14 protein-coding genes are annotated in these 15,587 nt (G+C 55.6%); 9 read left to right on the forward strand and 5 right to left on the reverse strand.

Annotation, left to right across the window (positions count from 1 at the left end; all coding sequences use genetic code 11):
• Nucleotides 1–2 precede the first annotated feature (2 nt).
• Both speB and speA read right to left on the reverse strand, forming a co-directional pair.
• Nucleotides 3–923: an agmatinase gene (speB, locus tag FHW04_RS12520; protein ID WP_031375771.1), complete on the reverse strand. Its 921-nt coding sequence runs from the start codon at nt 921–923 to the stop codon at nt 3–5.
• A gap of 170 nt (nt 924–1,093) precedes the next feature.
• On the reverse strand, nt 1,094–3,070 hold the full coding sequence (speA, locus tag FHW04_RS12525) for a biosynthetic arginine decarboxylase (RefSeq protein WP_072051014.1): 1,977 nt from the start codon (nt 3,068–3,070) through the stop codon (nt 1,094–1,096).
• Nucleotides 3,071–3,917: 847 nt separating this feature from the next.
• Here speA and metK point away from each other — a divergent pair.
• Complete coding sequence (gene metK / locus FHW04_RS12530; protein ID WP_069728849.1) at nt 3,918–5,069, forward strand: methionine adenosyltransferase; 1,152 nt, start codon at nt 3,918–3,920, stop codon at nt 5,067–5,069.
• 454 nt (nt 5,070–5,523) lie between these two features.
• Nucleotides 5,524–6,921, forward strand: a complete 1,398-nt coding sequence (locus tag FHW04_RS12535) for a sugar porter family MFS transporter (protein ID WP_072051015.1) — start codon at nt 5,524–5,526, stop codon at nt 6,919–6,921.
• 72 nt (nt 6,922–6,993) lie between these two features.
• Here FHW04_RS12535 and FHW04_RS12540 read toward each other — a convergent pair whose 3' ends face one another.
• On the reverse strand, nt 6,994–8,253 hold the full coding sequence (locus FHW04_RS12540; RefSeq protein WP_031375774.1) for an O-antigen ligase family protein: 1,260 nt from the start codon (nt 8,251–8,253) through the stop codon (nt 6,994–6,996).
• Entirely contained in the window at nt 8,243–9,352 is a 1,110-nt protein-coding gene (locus tag FHW04_RS12545; RefSeq protein WP_089561217.1) for a glycosyltransferase, read from the reverse strand. The genes FHW04_RS12540 and FHW04_RS12545 overlap by 11 nt, the downstream gene beginning before the upstream one ends.
• Nucleotides 9,353–9,634: 282 nt before the next feature.
• Here FHW04_RS12545 and FHW04_RS12550 point away from each other — a divergent pair, with 282 nt between their 5' ends.
• From FHW04_RS12550 to ruvX, 6 genes are all read left to right on the forward strand, one after another.
• Nucleotides 9,635–10,147, forward strand: coding sequence for a SprT family zinc-dependent metalloprotease (locus FHW04_RS12550; RefSeq protein ID WP_082097610.1), 513 nt, complete (start codon nt 9,635–9,637; stop codon nt 10,145–10,147).
• Nucleotides 10,148–10,225: 78 nt separating this feature from the next.
• A complete protein-coding gene (gene endA / locus FHW04_RS12555) occupies nt 10,226–10,933 on the forward strand; it encodes a deoxyribonuclease I (protein ID WP_046289233.1) in 708 nt (235 codons plus the stop codon).
• A gap of 74 nt (nt 10,934–11,007) precedes the next feature.
• Nucleotides 11,008–11,739 (forward strand): 16S rRNA (uracil(1498)-N(3))-methyltransferase, encoded by a 732-nt coding sequence (rsmE, locus tag FHW04_RS12560; protein WP_069728848.1) that lies wholly within the window; start codon nt 11,008–11,010, stop codon nt 11,737–11,739.
• 114 nt (nt 11,740–11,853) lie between these two features.
• Nucleotides 11,854–12,798, forward strand: a complete 945-nt coding sequence (gshB, locus tag FHW04_RS12565) for a glutathione synthase (protein WP_089561218.1) — start codon at nt 11,854–11,856, stop codon at nt 12,796–12,798.
• A gap of 87 nt (nt 12,799–12,885) precedes the next feature.
• Nucleotides 12,886–13,449 carry a YqgE/AlgH family protein gene (locus FHW04_RS12570; protein ID WP_069728847.1) on the forward strand — a complete coding sequence of 188 codons (564 nt, stop codon included), beginning with the start codon at nt 12,886–12,888 and terminating at the stop codon, nt 13,447–13,449.
• On the forward strand, nt 13,449–13,868 hold the full coding sequence (ruvX, locus tag FHW04_RS12575) for a Holliday junction resolvase RuvX (protein ID WP_031375780.1): 420 nt from the start codon (nt 13,449–13,451) through the stop codon (nt 13,866–13,868). Before FHW04_RS12570 ends, ruvX begins: the two co-directional genes overlap by 1 nt.
• Here the strand turns inward: ruvX and FHW04_RS12580 are convergent.
• The gene (locus FHW04_RS12580) at nt 13,862–14,857 is read right to left on the reverse strand and encodes a type IV pilus twitching motility protein PilT (RefSeq protein WP_031375781.1); all 996 of its coding nucleotides are present in this window, start codon (nt 14,855–14,857) and stop codon (nt 13,862–13,864) included. The two genes, ruvX and FHW04_RS12580, sit on opposite strands and share 7 nt — an antisense overlap.
• Before the next feature lie 14 nt (nt 14,858–14,871).
• On the opposite strand from FHW04_RS12580, the gene FHW04_RS12585 reads away from it, so the two are divergent.
• The gene (locus FHW04_RS12585; protein WP_031375782.1) at nt 14,872–15,579 is read left to right on the forward strand and encodes a YggS family pyridoxal phosphate-dependent enzyme; all 708 of its coding nucleotides are present in this window, start codon (nt 14,872–14,874) and stop codon (nt 15,577–15,579) included.
• The last annotated feature ends 8 nt before the right edge of the window (nt 15,580–15,587 follow it).

A 15,587-nucleotide genomic window follows, 5' to 3' on the forward strand; every position in this document is an offset into this window, starting at 1 on the left:
CATCAGCCTTTATTTACCGCCTGCACGTGCAGCATATCCAGTGCCAGAGTGGCCGCGGCCAGCGCAGTCAGGTCGGCGTGATCGTAGCCTGGCGCCACTTCCACCAGATCCATACCGACGATGTTCATGCCCTGCAGACCGCGAATCAGCTTGGTGGCTTTATCGGTGGTCAGTCCGCCAATGACCGGCGTACCGGTGCCCGGCGCGTGTGCCGGATCGAGGCAGTCGATATCGAAGGTCAGATAGACCGGCAGATCGCCCACGGTGCGTTTCACTTCGGCCAGAATGTCATCGACACTGCGATCGTTAACCTGCGCCGCATCCAGCACGTTGAAGCCAAGGCTCTTATCAAACTCGGTACGGATACCGATCTGAACTGAGTGCTGTGGATCGATCAGACCTTCTTTCGGCGCGGTGAAGAACATGGTGCCGTGGTCAAAGGTCGGGCCGTTGGAATAGGTATCGGTATGCGCATCAAAGTGAACCAGCGCCATCTTACCGAAGTGCTTCGCATGCGCGCGCAGCAGCGGCAGTGTCACGTAGTGGTCGCCGCCAAAGGTCATCATGCGTTTGCCGTTCGCCAGCAGTTTTTCGGCATGCGCCTGCAGTTTGTCAGAAAGATCCTGCGAGTCACCAAAGGCATAGACCAGATCGCCACAGTCAACCACCTTCAGGCGCTGACGCAGATCGAAATCCCACGGCCAGCGGCAGCCTTCCCACGCAAGGTTGGTTGAGATCTGACGGATAGCGCCTGGGCCCAGACGGCTGCCTGGACGGCCCGATGTGGCGGCGTCAAATGGAACGCCGGTGATCACCCACTCTGCATCGCTGTCGTAAGGCTGGAAGTTGAGCGGGAAGCGCATGAAACCAAAGGCGTTTGAGACCAGGGAGTTGTCGTACTGGTTGCCGAGGGTATTGTACATAGATCGTCCTCTCTGTTGGCATCAGTCGGGCCAGGCCCGCGAGCCATTAAGCTATAGATGAAAAAAATCCCCTCCGCGTCGTTAGGCCCGACGAGGAAGGGATTGTATGCGTCAGATTATCGACATTTCACCGGCAACTGCAATATGAGATTGCCGGCGATCTGAGCCGATTACTCGTCTTCCAGATAGGTGTAACCGTACAGGCCGCTCTCGAATTCTTCGAGGAACTGCGCACGCAACTCGTCATCCAGATCGGAGGCCTGCACCTGATGACGGAACAGTGCCATCAGTTCGTTCGGATCGAGCTGCACGTAGCGCAGCATATCCGCCACGGTGTCGCCTTCGTCCGACAGCTGAACTTCGACGTCGCCATTCTCACGGGCATAGACATCCACCGCTTCGGTATCACCGAACAGATTGTGCATGTTGCCCAGAATTTCCTGGTAAGCGCCGACCATAAAGAAGCCCAGCATCGGCGGATTATCCACGTCATATTCTGGCATCGGCATGGTGGTGGCGATGCCGTCACCATCAACGTAGTGATCGATGGTGCCATCGGAATCACAGGTGATGTCGAGCAGCACGGCGCGGCGCTCCGGCTTCTTGTTCAGCCCTTCCAGCGGCAGTACCGGGAACAGCTGATCGATACCCCAGGCATCCGGCATCGACTGGAACAGCGAGAAGTTAACGTAGATCTTATCCGCCATCCGTTCCTGCAGTTCATCGATAATCGGACGGTGCGCACGGTTGCTCGGATCAAGATGCTGCTGAATGTAGTGGCAGATGCTCAGATAGAGCTGCTCAGCCCAGGCGCGCTGTTTCAGATCGTAGGTGCCGGACGAATAACCGGTATGGATATCAAACAGATCCATCTGGCTGTCGTGCAGCCATTCACGCAGCGAACGACGGGTGTTCGGCTCGTGCATCTCCTGCCAGGTTTCCCACATGCTGACAATCGGGCGCGGTGCATCAGCATCCGGCGTTTCCGGGTTACTGAACTCGTTACGCTCAACACCGATGATGTTAGAAACCAGAACCGTGTGGTGCGCGGTTACCGCACGTCCCGACTCGGTGATCACCGTAGGATGCTCCAGGCCGTGCTCATCACAGGCATCACCAATCGCCCAGATGACGTTGTTGGCATACTCGTTCAGGCCGTAGTTGACTGAGCAGTCAGACTGCGAGCGCGTTCCTTCGTAATCCACGCCCAGACCGCCGCCCACGTCGAAACACTTGATGTTAACGCCGAGCTTCGCCAGCTCCACGTAGAAGCGCGCCGACTCACGCACGCCTGTGGCGATGTCGCGAATGTTGGCCATCTGCGAACCGAGATGGAAGTGCAGCAGCTGCAGGCTGTCGATGCGGCCCGCTTCACGCATAATCTCTACCAGCTTCAGTACCTGGGTCGCCGACAGGCCGAATTTCGACTTTTCGCCGCCGCTCGACTGCCATTTACCCGAGCCCTGAGAGGCCAGACGGGCGCGGATGCCAAGACGCGGCACCACGTTCAGACGCTCCGCCTCTTCCAGCACCAGCCGGACTTCGGTCATTTTTTCCAGCACCAGATAGACCTTGTGGCCCATCTTCTCGCCGATCAGCGCCAGACGAATGTACTCGCGATCTTTATAGCCGTTACAGACGATCACGGTACGGGTCTGACCAGCGTGCGCCAGTACCGCCATCAGCTCAGCTTTCGAGCCTGCTTCCAGTCCCAGCGGTTCGCCAGAGTGGATCAGCGATTCGATCACGCGTTTGTGCTGGTTCACCTTGATCGGATAAACCAGGAAGTAATCACCGGTGTAGCCGTAGGATTCACGCGCACGCTTAAAGGCGGCGTTAATTGAGCGCAGACGGTGTTGCAGGATCTGCGGGAAACAAAACAGTGCAGGCAGACGCTGGCCCTGCGCTTCGCGCTCTTTGACCAGCCTGGCTAAATCGACGCGCACGTCCGGGCGATCCGGATCGGGGCAGACACTGATGTGACCCAGTTCGTTGACGTCGTAATAGTTGTTGCCCCACCAGGCAATGTTGTAGGTACGCAACATTTTGCTCGCATCCTGATCGTTCATTGCTACCTCCTGCATTGAGCGGAGTGCACCCTGTTCGCCAGCTGACGAACCCTTGATATTCTTTATGTCGTCAGACATCGCGAACCTCAATTTTCCGTTGAAAGATGAAACTGTTAACCGGCTTTCTGGCCGCTAATCTGGAAATTCGTTGCCACATTAAACGCAATGTCCTGTTCACCTGACGTTGCCGTCAGCGCGATTCACGCATGAGAGTTAAGTGTAAAACACCCTGGCCATATCCGTTGAAACCGAACGCATTTAACAGATTTGTATAAGAGGACCACGGATAACGTGCGTCGTTCAGCTGCGCACGCGCAGAGAAGAGACAAAACCGTAAGGATAGTGGTACAGATTAACCGGCGCTCGTGTCGGTAAAATTACCGCATCGAACATATTGTCGGCAGGACAGAGAAAGAGATGGGAGGCAGGAGACAGCCAGCGCAGCGCCGCAGCGCGCAGAACCGCAAGAAGAGAAAACGTGGTTCATTACTCGTATCACCTCCACACATGCCAGCGGCACATGGAACACAACTGGGTGAAAGCCAGACGCGAGTCTGACGGGCGCGACGCGATCTGTGGCGTCATCCTGATTGCTGCTACCAAAGCAGCGGCGTTTTATACAGTTTACAGCTGCAAAAAGCAAAAAGATTATCGGGGAAATGCGTGGAGTGTCAGGAAATTATGCCGATAGGCCCAACAGGTAAAATGCTGAAACAGAAAAAGGGCTGGTAATTCGCTCATCCTGTAACCTAAAATAGCCGTCCAGATGGTTTTCCATCTAAACAGGTTAATATCCAGGCGGTGTTGGCCTGCTGTGCTGACACAACCTCACTGCTCGCGGCTTTGCCTGAAGGGGCGTTAAGTCAGATGATACTCACTTGCGCTATGCAGTCGAATTCAAACCATTTGTAAGGTAAAGAACAGAATGGCTAAACACCTTTTTACGTCTGAGTCCGTATCAGAAGGACATCCTGATAAAATCGCCGACCAAATCTCCGATGCGGTGCTGGATGCGATCCTCGAACAGGATCCTAAAGCACGCGTGGCCTGCGAAACTTACGTTAAAACCGGTATGGTTCTGGTTGGCGGTGAAATCACCACCAGCGCCTGGGTCGATATCGAAGAGATCACCCGTAACACCGTACGTGAAATCGGCTATGTTCATTCCGATATGGGCTTTGATGCCAACTCTTGCGCAGTATTAAGCGCGATTGGTAAACAGTCTCAGGATATCAACCAGGGCGTCGACCGCAGCGATCCGCTGGAGCAAGGCGCCGGTGACCAGGGTCTGATGTTCGGTTACGCCACCAATGAAACCGACGTGCTGATGCCTGCGCCGGTGACCTATGCGCACCGTCTGGTGCAGCGTCAGGCTGAAGTGCGTAAAAACGGCACCCTGCCGTGGCTGCGTCCGGATGCTAAGAGCCAGGTCACTTTCCAGTATGACGACGGCAAAATTGTGGGCATCGATGCGGTGGTGCTTTCGACTCAGCACGCCGAATCCATCAGCCAGAAAGATCTGCAGGAAGCGGTGATGGAAGAGATCATCAAGCCGGTTCTGCCTGCAGAATGGCTGAGCGCCTCGACCAAATATCACATCAACCCGACTGGCCGTTTTGTTATCGGTGGCCCGATGGGCGATTGCGGCCTGACCGGTCGTAAAATCATCGTTGATACCTACGGCGGCATGGCACGTCACGGCGGCGGCGCGTTCTCAGGCAAAGACCCGTCAAAAGTGGACCGTTCAGCAGCCTACGCAGCCCGTTACGTCGCGAAGAACATCGTGGCGGCCGGTCTGGCAGATCGTTGTGAAATCCAGGTCTCTTACGCGATTGGCGTGGCGGAACCTACTTCCATCATGGTTGAAACCTTCGGCACTGAGAAAGTTTCAACTGAGCAGCTGACTCTGCTGGTGCGTGAGTTCTTCGATCTGCGTCCGTATGGTCTGATTCAGATGCTCGATCTGCTGCACCCAATCTACAAAGAGACCGCTGCTTACGGTCACTTTGGTCGTGAACATTTCCCATGGGAAAAAACCGACAAAGCGGCACAGCTGCGCGAAGCCGCTGGCCTCTGATTTAAGCCGGAATGATCAAAACCCTGCCGCCGTGGCAGGGTTTTTTTTATGCCTGATGCCGTTCAGTCAGCCTCAAATCCACTGTTACGCGCCCTGCCTGCAGCAAATTTTCTGATCTCAGCTACACTTCTTTTCGCCTTTTCTGACAACAAAATGTTAACGATTACAATTTGAAACGCTTTGTTTATCTGCTATTTAGGATTTACTCTACGTAGTTATTCTGCTGAAAATGCGTTATTTTCAGCGTCGTCTGATAGCCAATAAATAGAGCCTTGTCAGAAACTTAATGAGTGCTATACCTCACTGGTTAATTAACCTTTCCGGGCAAAAAATGCTGAATTTCAGGGTTTCAGCGTGTGTAAACGATTACACTGATGTGATCGGACTCACTTTTTTCGCGCAAAGAGTTTTTTAACATTGATAAAAACAATGATGGATAAACCTGGAGGCTAAAATGCCTGGCAATACACACAAGAGCAGAACATCAAATAAGGCGATGACCTTATTTGTCTGCTTTCTGGCGGCCCTTGCGGGTCTGCTGTTCGGTCTGGATATCGGCGTGATTGCCGGTGCACTGCCGTTTATCGCAAAAGACTTTAACGTTACCGCCCATCAGCAGGAGTGGATCGTCAGTTCCATGATGTTTGGTGCCGCGGTGGGTGCTATCGGCAGCGGCTGGATGTCCTCCCGCCTGGGCCGTAAAAAAAGCCTGATGGCCGGTGCGATTCTGTTCGTGATTGGTTCACTCTGGTCGGCAATGTCACCTAACCCGGAAATGCTGATCAGCGCCCGCGTCCTGCTGGGTCTGGCTGTCGGTATCGCGTCTTACACCGCCCCGCTTTACCTTTCTGAAATTGCACCAGAAAAAATTCGCGGCAGTATGATTTCGCTTTATCAGCTGATGATCACTATCGGTATCCTGGGCGCTTACCTGTCCGATACCGCATTCAGCTTTACCGGCAACTGGCGCTGGATGCTGGGCATCATCACCATTCCTGCTCTGCTGCTGCTGGTTGGCGTCTTCTTCCTGCCAAACAGCCCACGCTGGCTGGCGGCGAAAGGCAATTTCCGCGATGCGCAACGGGTGCTGGATCGTCTGCGTGATACCAGCGAACAGGCGAAGCGTGAACTGGACGAGATTCGTGAAAGCCTGAAGATTAAGCAGTCTGGCTGGGGTCTGTTTACCAGCAGCAGCCACTTCCGTCGTGCGGTCTACCTCGGCATTCTGTTGCAGGTCATGCAGCAGTTTACCGGCATGAACGTCATCATGTATTACGCACCGAAAATCTTCGAAATCGCCGGCTTTACCAATACCACTGAGCAGATGTGGGGCACGGTAATTGTTGGTCTGATCAACGTACTGGCAACCTTTATCGCTATCGGTCTGGTCGATCGCTGGGGTCGTAAACCAACCCTGATCCTCGGCTTTATGGTGATGGCAGCCGGTATGGGCGTGCTGGGTACCATGTTGCATTTCGGCATCCATTCACCGGGCGCGCAGTACTTCGCCGTGGGTATGCTGCTGATGTTTATCATTGGTTTTGCGATGTCAGCCGGTCCGTTGATTTGGGTGCTGTGTTCCGAAATTCAGCCGCTGAAAGGCCGCGACTTCGGTATCACCGTTTCCACCACCACCAACTGGATCGCTAACATGATTGTCGGTGCGACCTTCCTGACAATGCTGAACACGCTGGGCAACGCTAATACCTTCTGGGTCTACGCGCTGCTGAACCTGTTCTTCATTCTGCTGACGGTGATGCTGATTCCTGAGACCAAAAACGTCTCGCTGGAGCACATCGAACGTAACCTGATGGCCGGTAAAAAACTGCGCGACATCGGTTCACAGAATTAATCATCAAGCGTAAAAAAAACGGCGGGGTTTCTCTGGAAACCCCGCCGTTTTTATTTTATCCCTCGCCTCACGCTAGATCCGCGATGGTGCTACCGGTAGCCGTAAACAGCAGAGCGCCAGCGCCATAATGAAAATGGTGGCGGTCTGGTTATAGGGCAGCACCGAATCGGTCAGTCCGGCGACAAACAGCGCCAGCAGCGGCAGCGCCACCCCACGCAGATCGCAGCGCTTTAATCCCCCCGCCAGTGCCACCAGGTACAGCAACGCCAGCGACGCGGTCCCGAGCCATCCCTGCAAGGTGGTAACTTCCAGGAACTCGTTGTGCATGTTGTATTTAACGTTGGTGTAGCCTTCAAGGTTATTCGGGTAGTGCGCGGTAATAAACTGACGCGCCTGAGTAGTCCGCTCATCCGGGGTCGCAAAACCGGAATGATGCTGAATAAAGTTAACTGCCCCGCCCCAGATCGCGACCCGCGCGCCCAGCGACGTTGAACTATTGGAACCGTAGTTCTCAATATCCTGCACCCCTTCCACCCAGCGATTGCTGGTCATCAGCACCAGAACAGCCAGCAAACCCACCACCAGCACGCTGATGCGCCAGTTTTTCAGCATCGACAGACGATAGGTCTGTAACAGGAACAGCAGGCCAACCGCCACCAGGGCGATAATGGTGACCCGGGTGCCGCACAGATAGAGCAACGCAAAGGTGACGAGTAAGGCGGCCACGTCAGCAATCTTCCAGTAAGCCTGGGTCTCAAAGCGACTCAGCCAGAGCCAGGCGCAGTAGATAAACAGAATCATGTAGGAGGACATTGACGCCGCTTCGGTGGTGAGCTTAATCCGCACGTTGGCGGTATAGAGATGCTCATGAATGCCGAAGCCCAGGGAGATCAGCAATCCCAGCAGGATCAAAACTTTCCCTGCCCGCAGCGTATTGAGCGACACCTGCTGGCCGTAAATCGCCAGGCTCAACAGGACAAATGCGCCAAGCAGCAGGCGCTTAGCGCCCAGCAGATAGTTGCTGATGTTGGTGATACTGTCGCCCGAAGGGGCTGTCTCAATCGCTTTGACCTGAATCGCCCAGACCAGGCGAATCAGTGAAAAGATAATCAGCACGATAAACAGGGCGATAAAAAAGCGGTTTGGCTGAAAAGCGATTTTCCGGCGCACCAGGCCATAGGCTATCGACGCCACGGACAGGTAAGAGACAATGTAGAAGATTTTTTGTGGCAGGCCGGTGACGAACATATTCAGCGCCAGCGCCAGGCAGAGCGCGATGACAGAAAAATTCACCGCTAAGGACAATCCGTTGAGTTCGGTCTTATTCGTCATGCTTAACCTCTGAGAGGCGGTTAAGCACGTCCTTCAGATGCTTCATATAATTCTCCTCATAAAAACCGGTAATGCTCTGTTTAATAAGCTGGTGATCGGGAAAGTGAACCTCCCCGCTCAGGGCATTGAGAATGGCAGCCAGCGCTACGCTGTCATTTTTTTGGTACAGTTGACCGTTGATGCCTGGCTTAATGATTTCCGCCGGTCCACTGACGCAGTCAGAGGAGACGCAGTAAACGCCGCGTGACATCGCTTCCAGCAGGATCAGCGGGAAGCCTTCAAAGTTGGAGGTCATCACCAGGCAGGTGACCTGTTTAATCTCGCGGATCACGTAATCCCAGGCATTCTCCTGCCAGCCATGCCAGGTGATGCGATCCTGAATTCCCCGCTGCGCCACATACGCCTGGCAACGCGCCAGATCCTCTCCGTCGCCGACAATCTCCAGCGTCCACGGCACCTCAAGCAGGCTGAGCGCATCAAACAGATCTTTAAGCTGCTTCTGACGCTCGAAATGGACCCGGCCGATATATAAAAATTTCAGTTCCGCCGGCCTGCCGATCACGCTGTCGTTGCGTTTTACCGGGTTATAAATCACGTCAATATCCGCCGCGCTGGCACCCAGCTCGACCAGCTGCTGCCGGATCTGCTGACTGATGGCAAAATGGTGATCGGCGCGCAACAGATAGTGAGGACGATAACGCTCACGCGGCGGCAGGTGCATCCAGCTCGACAGCACGATTTTGCGGCCGGAGAGGGTAATCGCCCGGCGCGTCATCAGGCAGGGAATGGTGTTTAAGGTAATGACGTGATCGGGCTGGTAGCGACGAAAAAAAGCCGCCATTCGCAGCGTATGAATGAAGTTCTTTATTTTTTTATTACGCAGGGTGCAGACGCTTTCCTGTAACACCGCATTGGCGGTCCAGGCGCGTGAATGACTTTCTTCGCCGCTGTTGATGATAAACAGCCCGGCCTCGCATTCCGCATCGGCATTCAGCGCCGTGATCAGCTGACCGGTCACGTTCTCCATCCCACCGCGTCCCGCCATCAAATCAGTGACCAGCACAATCCGTTGTTTCTTTAGGTTATTATTATCTTTCATCGCTTTATCCGTGCCCTGTGCCTTTCACCTGACCTCCATCCACCCTGCGGCGAATTTTAACCATAGGATATTCTAAAAAAGAGCATAACAATATTTAAACCAAAATTATCACCTGACAGCCGATGCGGGCGGTAGCGCCGGTTTCAGCCCGGCCGTCGCGGTGCGCACAGGCCTGACGAAGCAGCATCCGTCTACCGGCCGCCGGCGCATAAACGGCATCGGTAAGCGGCGATCTGTTCTGCCCGGTTGAGTTCCCGCGTGACGCCGATTATTCTGAGCGCCATGAAAACACCTCGTCTCCCCATTGCTCTGCAACAGGCCGTGATGCGCGCGCTGCGTCAGGCGCTGGAGCGCGCCAATCTGGCACTGAAAACGAACTATCCTGAACCGACGTTGCTCTATCAGCAGCGCGGCACCGCTGCGGGCACCGCCTGGCTGGAGCCGTGGGAAATCCGCCTTAATCCGATCCTGCTGCTGGAAAACCAGCAGGCGTTCATTGAGGAGGTGATTCCGCACGAACTGGCGCATCTGCTGGTGTGGAAGAAATTCGGTCGCGTGGCGCCGCATGGCAAAGAGTGGAAGTGGATGATGGAGCAGGTGCTGGGCGTACCGGCGCGACGTACCCATCAGTTCGAGGTGCAGTCCGTCCGTAGCCGCACCTTTGCTTATCGCTGCCAGTGCCAGCAGCATCAGCTCACGGTACGCCGTCACAATCGGATATTGCGCGGCGAGAGCGAATATCGCTGCGTTCACTGCGGCAGCCTGCTGAAAGCCGGTGAGTTTGTGCCCGCCTGAGCCGATTTCCCATTCCGCGTTATTCCGCATTCTGTTACCCTGCCGCCCTTTTTAGAGCACTGAGTAGAAATCTGGAATATGTCTCGCATAATTAGTCTGGCCGTTGCGCTGTTATGGGTTCCTTTTGCGGCTGACGCCCTGAACCTGAATAATTACCATCAAAACAATTTCCAGCAGGCCAAAGCCTTTGCCGCTGAAATCAACGCCGATGCGCCGGGATCCTTTTACTGCGGCTGTAAAATTAACTGGCAGGGAAAAAAAGGCGTGCCGGACCTGAACAGCTGTGGCTATCAGGCGCGTAAAAACGCCAATCGTGCGGCGCGCATTGAGTGGGAACACGTTATGCCGGCGTGGGAATTTGGTCATCAGCGTCAATGCTGGCAAAACGGCGGCCGTAAAAATTGCAGTAAAGATCCGGACTATCGTCGCATCGAAACCGATCTGCACAACCTGCAACCGGCTATCGGCGAAGTGAATGGCGACCGCGGCAACTTCGCCTACAGTCAATGGAATGGCAGTGAAAAGCAGTATGGTCAGTGTGAGATGAAGGTGGATTTTAAACTTAAGCAGGCAGAGCCACCGGCGCGCGCACGCGGCGCCATTGCCCGCACCTACTTCTATATGCGTGACCAGTATCATCTGCGAATTTCGCGCCAGCAAACCCAGCTGTTTACCGCCTGGGATAAGCTCTATCCGGTGACGAAATGGGAGTGTGAACGTGACCAGCGTATCGCGCGGGTACAGGGCAATCACAATCCTTATGTGCAGCAGGCTTGCCAGCGCTAAAAAGCCTGCCCTAAACTAGCTCTTTTCCCGATGACGCCGTGTCATTCCACACGGCGCTTAGTTCCAGGAACCTTATGCGCATACCTCGCATCTATCACGCCGGGCCGTTGAGCGTTGGCAGTGACATTACGCTGGATGAAGATGCATCCAATCACGTCGGCCGGGTGCTTCGCATGTCGCCGGGACAGCATCTGGAACTCTTTGATGGCACTAATCTGACTTTTGCAGCAGAGATCACGCATGTTGATAAAAAGCGTGTAAAAGTATCGGTCACAGAGAGCCAGCCGGACGATCGCGAGTCGCCGTTGCACCTGCATTTGGGTCAGGTGATGTCGCGCGGTGAAAAAATGGAGTTCACTATCCAGAAATCAATTGAGCTGGGAGTGAACGTCATTACGCCGCTATTTTCCGAGCGCTGTGGCGTGAAGCTGGACGCTGAACGCCTGGCTAAAAAGATTCAGCAGTGGCAGAAGATTGCTATTGCCGCCTGCGAGCAGTGCGGCCGTAATCGCGTGCCGGAAATCCGTCCGGCGATGACGCTGGAAGCCTGGTGCGCTGAAGCGGAGAGCGGATTGAAGCTTAATCTGCATCCGCGCGCCAGCCACAGTATCAATACGCTGCCGCAGCCGGTCGAACGGGTGCGGTTGCTGATTGGTCCTGAAGGCGGGCTTTCCGCTGACGAAATCGCCATGACGGCGCAGCACGAATTTACTGACATCCTGCTTGGCCCACGGGTTTTGCGTACCGAAACCACCGCGCTGACCGCCATTACGGCACTTCAGGTGAGGTTTGGCGACCTGGGTTAAGCGATACTGCCAGCGGGCAGTCACAGACGCCAGTTCTCTGACGTGCTGACTGAACGGCCCACTGCTGACCGAACGAGACGAGACGGTAACCGCCGCCTCCCTGAGGAGATAATAATGATTGAACTTGGCATCGTGATGGACCCCATTTCGTCCATCAATATTAAAAAAGACACCAGCTTCGCCATGTTGCTGGAAGCACAGCGCCGTGGTTATGAAATTCACTACATGGAGATGCGCGATCTCTCCCTGCGCGGTGGTGTGGCGTTTGCCCGCACCCGTCTGTTAAGCGTTGAGCAGAATCCGGATAGCTGGTATCAGTTTGGCAGCGAGCAGGAGATCCCCCTCGCCGACCTGAACGTAGTACTGATGCGTAAAGATCCGCCATTCGATACCGAATTCATCTACGCGACCTACATTCTGGAGCGCGCAGAAGAACTGGGCACGCTGATCGTGAACAAACCGCAGAGCCTGCGCGACTGTAACGAAAAGCTTTATACCGCCTGGTTTGCAGAGTTCACGCCGGACACGCTGGTGACCCGCAGCAAAGAGAAACTGCGTGCCTTCTGGCAGGAGCATGGCGACATCATCATGAAGCCGCTGGACGGCATGGGTGGCGCCTCTATTTTCCGCGTGAAGAAAGACGATCCGAACTTTGGCGTCATCACCGAAACCCTGACCGAGCATGAAAGCCTGTTTTGCATGGCGCAGAACTATATTCCGGCGATCAAAGAAGGCGACAAACGCGTGCTGGTGGTGGATGGCGAACCGGTGCCTTACTGCCTGGCCCGTATTCCGCAGGGCGGTGAAACCCGGGGTAACCTGGCAGCAGGTGGCCGCGGTGAAGCCCGTCCGCTGAGTGAGAGTGACTGGGAAATCGCCCGTCGCGTCGGCCCGACCCTGAAAGCAAAAGGGCTGATTTTTGTCGGACTGGACATCATCGGTGATAAACTGACAGAAGTTAACGTGACCAGCCCGACCTGCGTGCGTGAAATTGAGGCAGCCTTCCCCATCTCCATCACCGGCATGTTGATGGATGCCATTGAGAAGCGCCTGGGCTGAGCATGACGCCGGGGCCATGCTCCGAGATCAACCCAATACCGGTGCGGCCGTCGCGTGCCGGTTATTTTTTTGGTACATCGTGTGAGAATGAATTTACAGCATCACTTTTTGATTGCCATGCCTTCACTGCAGGACCCTTTCTTCAAACGTTCCGTGGTCTATCTCTGCGAACATAACGAAGAAGGCGCAATGGGTCTGATCATCAACAAACCGATGGAAAATCTGACGGTTGAAGGCATTCTGAAGAAGCTCAAAATCTCTGCCGAGGATCGCGATCCAACGATCAAACTGGATAAGCCGGTATTTACCGGTGGCCCGCTGGCGGAAGATCGCGGCTTTATCCTGCATTCGGCTCAACGCACGTTTACCTCCAGCATCCGTATTTCAGACAATACGGTGATCACTACCTCCCGCGACGTACTGGAGTCGATTGGCACCGCCTCTCAGCCGAGCAACGTGCTGGTGGCGCTGGGTTACTGCGCCTGGGAAAAAGATCAGCTGGAGAATGAGCTGATGGAAAATGCCTGGCTGACCACGCCGGCCAACAGCAACATTCTGTTCCAGACGCCGATTTCAGAGCGCTGGCGCGAAGCGGCGCGCAGTATTGGCGTCGATATTCACAACATGGCCAGCGACGCCGGACACGCCTGATGTCAACACAAACTCTGTTAGGTTTCGACTTCGGCACCAAAAGTATTGGTGTCGCGGTAGGTCAGCAACTGACCGGTACCGCTCGTCCGCTGACGGCCCTCAAGGCGCAGGACGGCGTGCCGGACTGGCTGCAAATCGAAAAGCTGCTGAAAGAGTGGCAACCCGATTTTGTGGTAGTGGGTTTACCGCTGAATATGGATGGCACCGAGCAGCCGCTGACTGCCAGGGCACGCAAATTCGCTAACCGGTTGCACGGCCGCTTCGGTATCCAGGTCGAGCTGCAGGATGAGCGTCTCAGCACGGTCGAAGCGCGGGCCGGACTGTTCGAACGCGGCGGCTATCGCGCGTTAAACAAAGGTTCGGTCGACTCACAATCTGCCGCCATCATTCTGCAGGACTGGTTCGAGAACCATTACTGAAGCCACCCTTCTGCCTGGCGGGCCAGCCGGCTCTGCTCAAAGGTCTGCATACCGGCCTGTGCGCCGGTCTGCAACAGCGCCGGGATCTGGTGCATCTTGCCTTCACGGATCAGGTTAGCGATGGCGGGCGTCGCCACCAGCACCTCAAACAGGCCGATGCGTTTCTCATCGGTCGACGGCACCAGCCGCTGGGCAATCACCGCTTTCAGGCTGCCCGCCAGCTGGCTGCGCACCAGCGGTTTCTCTTCTGCCGGAAACACATCGACCAGCCGATCGACCGCCTGTGCCGCGCCGCGGGTGTGCAGCGTCGCCAGCACCAGATGACCGGTTTCTGCCGCGGTTAGCGCCTGACGGATGGTTTCGCTGTCGCGCAGTTCGCCCAGCAGAATCACATCAGGATCTTCCCGCAGCGCTGCTTTGACCCCGAGGCTGAAAGAGCTGCAGTGCAGCCCTATTTCGCGCTGCTGAATCAGTGACTGCTGGCTGTGATGGATAAACTCAATCGGATCTTCCAGCGTAATAATATGGCGCGCCTGCTGGCGGTTCAGCGCATCTACCAGCGCCGCCAGCGTGGTTGATTTGCCGCTGCCGGTCGCGCCGGTGATCAGGATCAACCCATCGCGCTGCTCCAGCAACGCCGGCACTATCGGCGGCAGCCGCAGGCTTTCCAGCGTCGGGCACTGCGCGGCAATGATGCGTAGCGCCAGTGACAGGCCGTTACGCTGCATAAACAGGCTGGCACGAATTCGCTGCCCGTTTGACAGCGTCAGGGCAAAATCGAGCTGCCGGTCGCGCTCCAGCTGCTGGCGCTGCGGGTCATCGAGCCGGTGGTCAATAAACTGCGCCATCCACGCGGCCGACAGCCTGGCCTGCTGCGGCATCGTCTCCAGCTTTCCCTGACGTCGCCAGTAGGGCAAATGTCCGCTGCAAAGGTGCAGATCGGCGGCATTATGCTTTACACTAAGCTCCACCATTTCATCCAGATTCATAATTTCTCCTGACTATGACCTCAATCCAGCACAACCTACAGCAAGTGCGGCAGCGAATCGCCGCCGCCGCCGCGCGTTGCGGCCGCGCACCAGAAGAAATTACGCTGCTTGCAGTCAGTAAAACCAAACCTGCGAGCGCAGTCGAAGAAGCTGCCGCTGCCGGTCAGATCGCCTTTGGCGAAAATTACGTTCAGGAAGGGGTTGAAAAGGTTCAGGCACTGACCGCACATCCTCAGCTGGAGTGGCACTTCATCGGCCCGCTGCAGTCGAACAAGAGTCGTCTGGTCGCGGAAAACTTTGCCTGGTGTCACACCATTGACCGTCAGCGCATTGCACAGCGGCTCAACGATCAGCGTCCGGTGACGCTGCCGCCGCTTAATGTGTTAATTCAGGTAAATATCAGTGACGAGAACAGCAAATCTGGCATCATGCTGGATGCCGTTTCCGGGCTGGCACAGCAAATCGCTGCGCTGCCGCAGTTGCGCCTGCGCGGACTAATGGCGATACCGGCAGCGGAAAGTGACTATGACCGGCAACTGGCGGTGTGCCAGCAGATGGCTGAGGCCTTCCGGCAGTTGCAGCAGGACTATCCGGCTATCGACACGCTCTCGCTGGGAATGAGCGATGACATGGAGGCGGCAATCGCCGCAGGCAGTACGATGGTGCGCATCGGCACCGCCATTTTTGGCGCACGCGATTATGCGCGCAATTCACAACAATAATAGAGGAA

Source organism: Pantoea sp. AN62, from assembly GCF_050432985.1.
Classification (GTDB): Bacteria; Pseudomonadota; Gammaproteobacteria; order Enterobacterales; family Enterobacteriaceae; genus Pantoea; species Pantoea brenneri.

Bases quoted from the DNA above. Each gene is read 5' to 3' on its own strand.
- speB (WP_031375771.1), bottom strand. From the start codon at position 923: ATGTACAATACCCTCGGCAACCAGTACGACAACTCCCTGGTCTCAAAC.
- speA (WP_072051014.1), bottom strand. From the start codon at position 3,070: ATGTCTGACGACATAAAGAATATCAAGGGTTCGTCAGCTGGCGAACAG.
- metK (WP_069728849.1), top strand. From the start codon at position 3,918: ATGGCTAAACACCTTTTTACGTCTGAGTCCGTATCAGAAGGACATCCT.
- FHW04_RS12535 (WP_072051015.1), top strand. From the start codon at position 5,524: ATGCCTGGCAATACACACAAGAGCAGAACATCAAATAAGGCGATGACC.
- FHW04_RS12540 (WP_031375774.1), bottom strand. From the start codon at position 8,253: ATGACGAATAAGACCGAACTCAACGGATTGTCCTTAGCGGTGAATTTT.
- FHW04_RS12545 (WP_089561217.1), bottom strand. From the start codon at position 9,352: ATGAAAGATAATAATAACCTAAAGAAACAACGGATTGTGCTGGTCACT.
- FHW04_RS12550 (WP_082097610.1), top strand. From the start codon at position 9,635: ATGAAAACACCTCGTCTCCCCATTGCTCTGCAACAGGCCGTGATGCGC.
- endA (WP_046289233.1), top strand. From the start codon at position 10,226: ATGTCTCGCATAATTAGTCTGGCCGTTGCGCTGTTATGGGTTCCTTTT.
- rsmE (WP_069728848.1), top strand. From the start codon at position 11,008: ATGCGCATACCTCGCATCTATCACGCCGGGCCGTTGAGCGTTGGCAGT.
- gshB (WP_089561218.1), top strand. From the start codon at position 11,854: ATGATTGAACTTGGCATCGTGATGGACCCCATTTCGTCCATCAATATT.
- FHW04_RS12570 (WP_069728847.1), top strand. From the start codon at position 12,886: ATGAATTTACAGCATCACTTTTTGATTGCCATGCCTTCACTGCAGGAC.
- ruvX (WP_031375780.1), top strand. From the start codon at position 13,449: ATGTCAACACAAACTCTGTTAGGTTTCGACTTCGGCACCAAAAGTATT.
- FHW04_RS12580 (WP_031375781.1), bottom strand. From the start codon at position 14,857: ATGAATCTGGATGAAATGGTGGAGCTTAGTGTAAAGCATAATGCCGCC.
- FHW04_RS12585 (WP_031375782.1), top strand. From the start codon at position 14,872: ATGACCTCAATCCAGCACAACCTACAGCAAGTGCGGCAGCGAATCGCC.